This window comes from Mycoplasma miroungirhinis (assembly GCF_013008815.1).
In the GTDB taxonomy this organism is placed as follows: Bacteria; Bacillota_I; Bacilli_A; order Mycoplasmatales; family Metamycoplasmataceae; genus Metamycoplasma; species Metamycoplasma miroungirhinis.
The window spans coordinates 427,681-439,584 of the sequence record NZ_CP053097.1 but is presented as its reverse complement, the minus strand read 5'-3'; the positions used below and the strand labels follow the sequence as shown (position 1 = coordinate 439,584).

At 24.8% G+C, this 11,904-nt stretch carries 5 protein-coding genes; 1 reads left to right on the top strand and 4 read right to left on the bottom strand.

Translation table 4 applies throughout. The features are described from left to right. Positions 1–9: 9 nt before the first annotated feature. The 3 genes from HLA92_RS01915 to HLA92_RS01905 are packed head-to-tail and all read right to left on the bottom strand — an operon-like array spanning position 10 to position 7,383. Complete coding sequence (locus HLA92_RS01915; protein WP_171112996.1) at positions 10–2,343, bottom strand: putative immunoglobulin-blocking virulence protein; 2,334 nt, start codon at positions 2,341–2,343, stop codon at positions 10–12. A gap of 40 nt (positions 2,344–2,383) precedes the next feature. After that, a complete protein-coding gene (gene mip / locus HLA92_RS01910; RefSeq protein WP_171112994.1) occupies positions 2,384–5,029 on the bottom strand; it encodes an Ig-specific serine endopeptidase MIP in 2,646 nt (881 codons plus the stop codon). Between the two features lie 11 nt (positions 5,030–5,040). Then, on the bottom strand, positions 5,041–7,383 hold the full coding sequence (locus HLA92_RS01905) for a putative immunoglobulin-blocking virulence protein (protein ID WP_171112992.1): 2,343 nt from the start codon (positions 7,381–7,383) through the stop codon (positions 5,041–5,043). 383 nt (positions 7,384–7,766) lie between these two features. Here HLA92_RS01905 and HLA92_RS01900 point away from each other — a divergent pair, with 383 nt between their 5' ends. After that, on the top strand, positions 7,767–10,211 hold the full coding sequence (locus tag HLA92_RS01900) for a C1 family peptidase (protein ID WP_171112990.1): 2,445 nt from the start codon (positions 7,767–7,769) through the stop codon (positions 10,209–10,211). Between the two features lie 125 nt (positions 10,212–10,336). Here HLA92_RS01900 and HLA92_RS01895 read toward each other — a convergent pair whose 3' ends face one another. Continuing rightward, positions 10,337–11,650: an ATP-binding protein gene (locus tag HLA92_RS01895; RefSeq protein ID WP_171112988.1), complete on the bottom strand. Its 1,314-nt coding sequence runs from the start codon at positions 11,648–11,650 to the stop codon at positions 10,337–10,339. Positions 11,651–11,904 lie beyond the last annotated feature (254 nt).

Here is an 11,904-nt window from a genome sequence, read left to right as displayed (position 1 = left end):
TTTCTCCTTTTATGAAATTTCATATTGATTATCAAATTCAACAGTAAATCCTACCGATTCTAAATATTGTTTTAGTTGAGTAGCTTCAGGATTTACTATAACTGTTCCAGTAAATGCACTATCTCCATTTTCTGCATATTTTTTAAATGTTAATAAATTACTTATTGCATTAGTACTTAAATTATTATCTGTAATTTTAAATTTAGTTGTTGTTTTACCATTACTAAATTTAATTTGTGGTTTTTCATATGGGTTACCAGTATCTAAGTTTTCTAATCCTGCTTGTTCTAAGTCTTTTTGTCCTATTTCATATGCTGATGAATTATTAAAGAATGTAACTTTTGTTATTTTTCTTGGTTTATTAGTTGGTTTTACAATGTCATTAAACACTAATCCATGTAATGTTCTTATTTGTGGTACTCTACTAAAATCTAACATTGTAGGATATGAATTTCCACCTTCATTATGATCAGGACTTAGACCAGGTCCTCAAGCACCTTGAAAAATTGGTTCGTTGTTTCTTGTATAATAAGCCATTCTTAAACCTAAATTGATTCTCTTAAAGTGATCTTGATCATTTTCTAGATAATCTTCTTGATCAAAAGCTAATGTATTAAATGTAATTCTTGTGGCAATATTTTTTTGATTTCCGTATTCAAAACTTACATTATAATCATTTGTATTTATCCATGCTGTATTTCTAAAAGCAAAAGGATTAATTGATCATTGATCTAGTAATGAATTACCTAATGTATATAAAGAAAGTTCTTTAATCTTTTTATCTTCTAGAGCAATTAGTGAACTTGTATTTGTAGCTTGCGCAGAGAAAAATAATTCAACTTGTAAAATATCATTTGGTAAAGCTTTTAAAATGTGTTTAAATTTTTGTGCTGAATCATTTTGCCCCATATTTTTAATTCGATATGAAACAACATTTTGATTTTTTTGTTTTAATGTATTAATTAAATTTAATGTTTTATCATAACCTGATTCATTAGCTGCATCAATTTCAATTACATAACCTTCATTTATTTGATCAGGATCATTTGTTGGAATTTTTCTGGTCATGTATTTTACTCTTATTCCATCTTTATATGGATTAATTAAATTTTGAAAAACTTCATCTGTTGAAGCATCTCTAGAATTTCAACCTTCATAAACACCATTACGTATATCATCAGGGCTTCGATTTCATTGTGAATCGTAACTAAATACTCTTCTTGTACTATTATCTCTTCTTAAACGACTTGTAACTGAATTAAATCTATCTGGTTGACCATATGCATGTGATTCAAGTGTTCCATCTTCATTAATATAAGCATTTGAAGGATCTAAGACAAAACCTTTTTTTAGATAATCTTCTGCAGTTGAAGATAATTTTGTAAATTTAGTTCAATCAATATTTGAATGTAATCAAATATATCGATGTTCTTTTGAAAGAAAATTTTTATTTTTATATTCTTCTGCTTTTCCTTCTTTTAAAAACTTGAGAATGTTATCACTGTCAAATAGTCTTTGAAATTTATAAAATACATCTCTTCAAAAATCTTCATTTTGTTTTATAAATGACTGTAATTTTTCTGGTTCATTTTGATTTCTACTTATAACATCTTGAGCCATGTCAATATAAAGTTTTATAGCATGAGAATTTAATCCATGAGCTCTTCCATTACCTATAACATCGCTAATACTTTTTTCACGTAATTCATCAGTAACAGTAATACTATTTAATTTTTCAGTATTATCATTAATATAAGGTACACGATTAACTATATTATTAGTAAAGTCATAAGAAGATAAATCTCTTGGTTTTGCTGGTGTTACATCAGCATTAACAAATACTCCATTTACTAATACTTTTTGAAATTGTTTTTGTTTTTGAGGTTTAGGGGTTGGAACTGGTTTTGGTTTAGGTTTAGGCTTAGGTTCAGGCTTAGGTTCAGGTTTAGGTTCAGGTTTAGGTTCAGGTTTAGGTTCAGGTTTAGGTTCTTCTTTAGGTTCAGGTTTAGGTTCAGGTTTAGGTTCAGGTTTAGGTTCTTCTTTAGGTTTTGGAGGTTCAACTATTTTTTCTATTACAGGAGGAATTTCTTCTTGTTTAGGAGGTTCAGGTGGTGTAGGTAATTTTTTTAGATTAGAATCTGAATTAGAAACAAGAGCATTTAAATCAATGTTTTCTCCTTCAACAAAATTAGGTTTATTTTGATTTTGTGATAAATAGTATAACGATGAACTATGAGTTTTATTAGAAAAATAAACAGCTACACTTACTGCAGTTGCAATACTAAATATAGATGACATTGTAACAAATAAAATTTTTTGTTTTTTAGTTTTAAGTAGTTTCACATTTTCCCCTTTATTTTTAATTTAAAAAATATAATGAAAATTATTCTGTAGATTTTTTAAATTTAAATTCCTCAGGTATATCGTTAATTGAAAATCCTGTTTTAAATAATCAAGTATGTCCTAATTTTTGTTGATTATGTAATTTTTCTAATGCTTCTCTATATGATGTTTTTTGGGTTTTACCTCCACCATAAATTAAGTCATATTGAGGTAAGTTATATTTTCCAAAAGCACCTTGATAATCAAATCCTTCTGATCTTAATGCAACAACAAAATCTGTTTTGGCAGCATCAATTATTGTACTATGTAATCCAATTATTTTATTGTCTTGATTTCTTACACTTGAACCTGATGATCCACCTGTTGGAACAAAGTGTCTTAACATATATTGAAGACCAGTGTTAAAATATTGTTTATATTCACCTTTTTCATTATAAGTTTCATATAATTCATTACCTCTAATTGGAGCAACTAAAAATGCGTCATTTATACCTGGTTTATTAGAAAATGTCCTTAATCCAATTTGATAAGATAAATAATTTCCTTTATCTAATCTATCTTGTTTAATATTTGAAGGTCCATCTTCACCTTGAGTATCTGCATAATAAAATCTATAATCTGAATTTACTCATAATGAATGGTATGATTGTTTTTTATTATATTCTTGATAATCTTCATATCTTCTTAAGAAAAAGTCATTAGTTGAAACAGGATATCCTAGAGCGAATAATTCATCTGTTTTTTTATTTGGTTTATCATTAAAAGTAATGATTGGATAATCAATTTTGTCATAATCTTTTAAATAAGAAGTTGATAAAAAGCTTGATTTTTTATTTTCTGGTAATGAATAATAATCATTAGTAATTTCCTTGGCTAGTTTTTGAGCATCATTAAATTTGTTCTTGTCTTCTTTTGTATATTTATCCGTTTGAACATCTTCACCAAATTGTGATAATCTATATGCGCTATTATTGATTCCATTACCTTGTTTTAATAAACCTTCAAAATCAACTTCAATAACTGCAAAATCTGCCATTTCTTCTACATCTTTATATTTTTCTTTTAGGTTATTTGCTAAAAAATCAGAAGGAGAAGTATTTAAATAATCTAATGCATCATATACTTTAGTTACATATTTATGAATTTGTCTTGTATTTTGATCATTAAAGGTATATGTTTTGTAATGATTATCAAAACCTGTAATTCTTAATTTTGTATTAATTCCTACATTAGGATCTAATCTTGTTAGTGAAAATCCACTAAATGTAGGATTTGACATTAATTTTGCAACGTGTGAATTTGTTGCAAAAAATCATTTAGTTGGATAATTTTGTCCTTGTGGAATTTCATAATCTATTAATCATAAAGTTCCTGAACCACTACGAAATCTATTTCCAGAATTAGCTTGCAATTCATATTCTTTAATTTTATTTTTATACTCATTAATAATAAATTCGTTTGTGTATGAATTGATTTTATTAATTTCTTCATTAAATTTAGCTATTTGTCTTTGATGTTCTGCTTTTAATGATTGTTTATCTTTTTCATTTTGGGTTTTAGATAATTTAGATTGAAAATCATTTTCTGCAATTTGTTTGTCATTTTCAACAATATCAATTGAATCTTTTTTAAATTTAGCTAATTTTCCATCACTTGGTGTTCATTTTGAAACTTCATCAATAGCTTTTTTATATGCTAATATTTCTTTTTCAAATTTATCTTGATATGTAAAGTCACCAATAAATGTTTGTAATGCTATATCTTTATATTTTTGGTTAGGTAACATTCTAGCTAAACCAACAGATTGAAATGGAACTCTTCCCCCAATGAAATCTATATCGGAAAATAGCTCTGGTGCTGCAGTTGGAGCTAATGAAAGACCATCAATAGTTCCATCACTTTTATAAACTGGTAATGTAAATCCTTTATATGCACTATTTTCAAAATTATCGACACCAATGTTTTTAGCTATTTCATTAAACTGATTAGCATTTTCTTTTTTATATTTTAAATCTGGTCTAACTTGATCTACTGATTTATTTTGATATTGTCTTTTTAAACCAGTAATGTATTTATCATTATCTTCTTTAAATCTTTGTGCTTGAGATAAATTGTGATATTGTGCTAATTTATCATTTGTAATATTTGGATTGTATTTAATTGTTCCATCATCTGAAATTCCATATGCATTAGTTTTAAATCCTGTTAATGGATATTTTTTAATAGTTTTATTATTTGTTTGTTTATCAGTGATTTCAATTGATAAAGATAAATTACCTGTTGCATTTGCATTAGGTTCTAATATAACATCTAAAAGATGAATAGAAATTTGTGATTCAAAAGCTGACTTTACTTTAATATCTAAAAGTTCATCTTGCTGAGATCATATTGTTTCTGGACTAAAATCTTTTTTATTTCCGCGTTTAAATTTTAGTTCATATAGTTCATCAAATGATTTAGCAACTATTTTTTTTAATTCTTCTGGAACTAATGCTATAGGTTGATTTTGTTTAACATTATTATCTTTTTGATCTTTAGCTAATTTATCATCTTTTTTTGCTTTATCTATTTTATTATTATCTTTTTTATCATTAACATTATTTGCACAACTAATTGCGATTAATGGTGAGACTGTAGTTAAAGTTATTAAAATAGGTAAAAAATATTTTAATTTTGTTTTTTTCATATTTCTCCTTTTTATGAAATTTCATATTCATTATCAAATTCGACAGTAAATCCAACTTCTTCTAATTTTTGTTTTAATTGAGTTGCACCTTGATTTATTATGACTGTTCCAGTAAATGAATTATCTTCATTTTGTGCATATTTTTTAAAGGTTGATAAGTTACTTATTGCATCTGTACTTAAATCATTATCTGTAATTTTGAATTTAGTTGTTATTTTACCATTACTAAATGCAATTTTCGGTGCTTCCATAGGTCCTGAAACCATATTTTCTAATCCTGCTTGTTCTAAGTCTTTTTGTCCTACTTCATATGATGTTGAGTTATTAAAGAATGTAACTTTTTTTATTTTTCTTGGTTTATTAGTTGGTTTTACAATATCATTAAACACTAATCCATGTAATGTTCTTACTTTTGGTACTCTACTAAAATCTAACATTGTAGGATATGAATTTCCACCTTCATTATGATCAGGACTTAGACCAGGTCCAAAAGCACCTTGGAAAATTGGTTCATTGTTTCTTGTATAATAAGCCATTCTTAAACCTAAATTAATTCTCTTAAAGTGATCTTGATCATTTTCTAAATAATCATCTTTATCAAAAGCTAATGTATTAAATGTAATTCTAGTGGCAATATTTTTTTGATTTCCGTATTCAAAACTTACATTATAATCATTTGTATTTATCCATGCTGTATTTCTAAAAGCAAAAGGATTAATTGATCATTTATCTAGTAATGAATTACCTAATGTATATAAAGCAAGTTCTTTAATCTTTTTATCTTCTAGTGCAATTAGTGAACTTGTATTTGTAGCTTGCGCAGAGAAAAATAATTCAACTTGTAAAATATCATTTGGTAAAGCTTTTAAAATGTGTTTAAATTTTTGTGCTGAATCATTTTGTCCCATATTTTTAATTCGATATGAAACAACTTTTTGATTTTTTTGTTTTAATGTATTAATTAAATTTAATGTTTTATCATAACCTGATTCATTAGCTGCATCAATTTCAATTACATAACCTTCATTTATTTGATCAGGATCATTTGTTGGAATATTTCTGGTCATGTGTTTTACTCTTATTCCATCTTCATATGGATTAATTAAATTTTTAAAAACTGCATCTGTTGAAGCATCTCGAGAATTTCAACCTGGATATATTCCATCACGAACATCATCTGGACTTCGAGTTGAATCTGAATCATAACTAAATACTCTTTTTGTGCTATTATCTCTTCTTAAACGACTTGTAACTGAATTAAATCTATCTGGTTGACCAGAACCAAAAGAATCAAGCGTACCATCTTCTCTAACATATGCATTATCAGAATCTATAACATAACCTTTTTTTAGATATTCTTCTGCATTAGAAGATAATTTTGTAAATTTAGTTCAATCTAGATTTAAATATATTCAAATATATCTATGCTCTGGTGAATCAAAACTCATTTTTTCATATTCTTCATCTTTTCCTACTTTTAAGAATTTTTTAACATTATTTGAATCAAATAATAATTTAAATTTTTCAAACACATGCTCCCAAACACCAGTTTTATTGTTACTCAAAAATAGTTTTAATTCTTCTGGTTTTTGTTTAAGTACTTCTTCAGCTGTTTTAAATATACTAATATTAAAATTAGAATTAAGACCTTCTTTTTGTCCGCTACCAATAACATTTTGAATTACTGATTTACGTAATGCATCTGTGACAGTAATACTATTTAATTTTTCAGTACTATCATTAACGTATGTTACTCTATTTGCTATTTGATTTTCAACATCATATGTAGCAGATATTCTTTGTTTTGCTGGAGTAATATCAGCTTCGACTTGAACACCTGCAACTGTAACTGTAGTTTTTGTACTTTTGGTTTTTGGATTAACAACTGATTTATTTTCTGTTTTTGGTTTAGGTAGTTCTTTAGGTTTTTGAGGTTTAGGGGTTGGAACTGGTTTTGGTTTAGGCTCTGGCTTTGGTTCAGGTTTAGGTTCTAGAGCTGGTTGAGGCTTAGGTTCAGGTTTTTTTATTTCAGGTTCTAATTTAGGTTCTTCTTTAGGTTTTGGAGGTTCAACTATTTTTTCTATTACAGGAGGAATTTCTTGTTGTTTAGGAGGTTCAGGTGGTGTAGGTAATTTTTTTAGATTAGAATCTGAATTAGAAACAAGAGCATTTAAATCAATGTTTTCTCCTTCAACAAAATTAGGTTTATTTTGATTTTGTGATAAATAGTATAACGATGAACTATGAGTTTTATTAGAAAAATAAACAGCTACACTTACTGCAGTTGCAATACTAAATATAGATGACATTGTAACAAATAAAATTTTTTGTTTTTTAGTTTTAAGTAGTTTCATATTCACCATTTTACCTTTCAATTTCAATTATTATTAACACATAATTGTATAACAAAATTTTGATTTTTTCTTAATAATTTTAATATAAAAAAATTAATTGCTTTTTTTTTTTTTTTTGAACATAAAAATTGCAATCATATACATTTATGTATATGTTTTTGTAAAATAAAATTTTGTAATAGTTTAAATCATCACTTGTGTTTTTATAAATATTTAGATACTAATAAAATAGTATTTTTTTCTTTAGATTAAACATATTTTTAAAATAGAATAAAGTGATACAAATGTATTGATCTTATATTTAATTTAAAACTCAAAAACTAACTTTAATAATTATTGAAATCTTAAAATCATTGATATAATTTAAATTTGTAAGGACTAAAATGTTAAAACAAATTTTATCAATATCAACTTTACTAATTCCTGCAACAAGTGTTGTAAATGTTTCTCAAACAACTAATCAATTAGTAAAAAAACTACCAGAAAAATTCGATCAAAGAGAAAACTATATAATTACATCAGTTAAAGACCAAGGTAGTGATGGAATATGTTGAGCTTATTCAGTAATTTCAGTAGCTGAAGCTAATATTTTAAAAAATCAGTTGTATATAAATAAAGATACATTAGATTTATCAGAAAAAAATATTGCATATAAAACTTTAAATCGTAATAAAGGTGAAGATAAATTAAACAATACTACTTTTGATACATATCATACAACTGATTGAGTTGCAAGTGGTGCATATGGATATCAAGCTGCTTATTCATTATTGCAATGAAATAAGTTAAGAAATGAAAATCCAAAAGATTGAAAGATTCCTGAAAATAATACTAATTTCAAATTAAAAGATTACATTTATATAGACAATAAAGTTAATGAAATTGAAGATGTTAAAAATGCTGTTATAAATCATGGTGCAGTATCTTTTTCTTTTTATGCAGTAAGAGAAAATAAAGTTTATTATAATACAGAAGATGTTGATGCAAATATTACTAAATATGCTCATGCTGGAGCAATAATAGGTTGAGATGATTCTATACCTGCAAATTATTTTGGAAACAAAACAACGAAAAATGGTGCTTGAATTGTTAAAAATAGTTGAGGAAATAATGTATTTGATAATGGTTATTTTTATCTTTCATATGAATCAAATATTTGGGACTTATTAACTTTAGAATTTACTAATGCATCAAATTATAATAATAACTACTATTATGATGCAATTAATGAAGATGTTATAGGTCATAATCAAACAAAAGCTGCAGTTGTTTTTCAATCTAAAAAAAGTTCTTATAATAATTTAGAAAAAATTAAAGCTATTAATTTAGGTTTTGATGGTGAAGATGTTGATGTAAATATTAAAATTTATAAAATTAAAAACTCTAAAAATATAAATCCACGTAGTTTAGAACTGCAAAATCCAGTTTGAGAAGAAAATAAACATTTTCTACATTCTGGTTTAAGAACTATTGACCTAAGTAAAGAAATTGATTTAGAAGCTAATGAATGATTTGCTGTTGTTGCTGAAGTTTCAAATCAAAAAAATGATGCCAAAATTAAGTTTGCAAATGAAGAAAACTACGGAAATGATTTTTCATATATCGAAAATAATAATTTATGAATAAATAGTCAAAAATCTTTAAATGGAGCAGTGGCTAGAATTAAAGTTTTTACTTCTGATAATTTTATAAACAATAATTTAGAAGTAAAAGATTTAAAATATGCTTCTCTTAGTTTAGATGAAAATTTTTATCGTTATGGAGATAAAGTAAAAATTAAACCTAAAGTTGTATTAAATAACAAAATTTTGCAAGAAAATGTTGATTATACACTAACATATAATGAAGTTTTAGATCAAGATAGTGGATTTTATCGTGATGATGCAAATGTTGGTTATAATAAAATTAATATAACTGGGATAGGTGATTATACTGGTGAAAATAGTATCTTTTTAACTACAAAAGTTGGTTTAGTACCTGAAATTAAAAATAGTATAAAACAAGATAATAAAACAATTTTATATGTAGATCAGTTAAAAAATTCAACTAATGATATTAAATTAGATTCTAATTGAGCTTTTGATAAAAATTATTCATTAACTAATAATGAAACTGAAGTGAATGTAAATTATGTTGGTTCTGATGAAAAATATTATCGTAAACACTCATCAAATTTAACAATTATAAAAACAGATAAACCTAATAATCATTTACAAAGTAAAGATAGTGACGAAAATAATCATCAACCTAACACAACAAATGATGATAATTTAAATAAATCACAACCAAATGAAACACAAAAAGATTTAGATAAAACTAAAACTAATAATGAGACAGAAAATCATAAAAATGATACTAAAAACAATTCATCAACAATAAATTCAAATGAAACCCAAAACCAACATGAAAATCTAAATTCTCAAAATAGTAAAAAAGATATTTCTTCGGATTTTAATACAAAAAATACTCAAAAAAATAACCAAAATACACAAAATATAAATAAACAAGAAGAAGATAAAAAAATTTCTAATCCTAATGTTTTAAATAAAACAGATACTCAAAATTCAACAAAGAAAATTGAAAAATCAAATAACGAAAACCAACAAAATCCATCAAAAATTAATCCAAAATTAAACACTAACAATAATCAAAATTCAGAAGAAAAATCAAAAAAATCTGAACAATTAAATAACAATAATAAAGACAATTTAACTAATAATAAAAATGAAAATCATTCATTTAATAAAAACTATTTATGATTTATTTTAATTCCTGTTATTGGTTTAATATCATTAATAACTATATTTGCTATTAAAAAGAAAAAATAATTAATATTAAATTAAAAAAATAAAATTTATTTATTTAAAAATTACTCTCATTTGTTAAAACAAAAGCGAGTTTTTTTATGTAAATTTTGTTAAAATTGTTATATAAAATGAGCAATTTTGCTCATTTAATCTTTTAACATATTAAAAGGAATTATAAAAACACCATCACTTCTTTTAAATGAATATTGACCAGTTGGAACTATGATTGCAAGAGTTTTAGGAACAAAATTATAAAATTTTTCACAACTATTTTTAGTTTCATCTTTTGCTTTCATCATTTTTTCTTTGAACTTAAGCAAGTTATTTGCTGCTTTATCTACTTGTAAAATCGAATTTTTAATTTCAATAGCTAAATAATTTCCATCTTCTAATTGAACTATTGCATCAACTTCTAAACCATCATAATTTCTAAATTTTAAAACTTCTGCATTATTAGCTTGTGCAAAGACTTCTAAATCATGAATTACTAATGATTCAAAAAATGTACCATAAAAATTAGGGTTATTTAATAACTGTTTTTTATCTAAATTAAGTAAATTAATAGGTATGGAAGGATCTATAAATCTAATAATGTCACTTTTTTTGGTTCTTAAAGAACTTAGTGCATTAGGATTAAAATATCTTTGTCTTTTGATAATATATAAATCTTCTAAGAAATTCAAATACCTTTCAATAGTTCTTACATCATAATTTGCCCTAGTTTGGCCATAAACTTCTTCTTTAATTTTTGTAATTTTAATTTCTTGACCTTCTAATCTTGCAAGAGTTAGAAGTAATTTTTTGTAACTTTCAATATTAAATTTATTCTTTTCTAAATAATTTTTGTCAAGTTCAAAAAAACCATTTAAATAATTTTTTGTCTTTTTTAGCAATAAATTGTACTCTTTTTCATCAAAAATAGGTCAACCACCTAAAATTGTATGTGTTAAAATATCTTCATAAGTTGTATTTGATTTATTTTCTAAATATGAAAATTTATCTGGTTCTTTGACAAAATTTTCCAATGAAATTTGACCAGATGAAAAACCTTTTTCATATAAAGTACATGTTGTCATATTTATTTTTATAAATCTTCCAATTCCACTATGTGAAATAGTTTCTCTATTTTCAACAACTGAACCTGTTAATATAAATTGACCATATTTATTTTTTATATCGACATAATGTCTTACTAAATCCCAAATTTTTGGAAATTCTTGTCATTCATCTATTAATCTCGGTTTATCACCATCTAAAACTATTTGAGGATTTTCTTTAGCATTATCAGAATTCAATTTACCCATAGAATAACCATTTAAATAAAAAATTGATTTAACAAAATGTGAAGCAGTTGTTGTTTTTCCACAAAATCGAGGACCAGCTATTTGAAGTGCTCCCATTATTTCTAAATTTTCTTTTATTAATTTATCTATTATTCTTTTTTTGTATGTATTTTTCATAATTCAACCTTGTTCCTTTTAATTATATAATATAAAAAATGTATTTAAAAAACAACATTGATTTTTCCGAAAAACCTACATTGACAGTCCGTAAAAACATACATTCACCCCTCCGAAAAACCTACATTGGTAGTCCGTAAAAACCTACATTCAATATTTTAAAAATTAATATTTTATTTTTATTTATTATGTAAATGATCTATAGATTTATCTTTTTTAAAATAAATAAATTAAAAATAGTTCATTTTTAAATT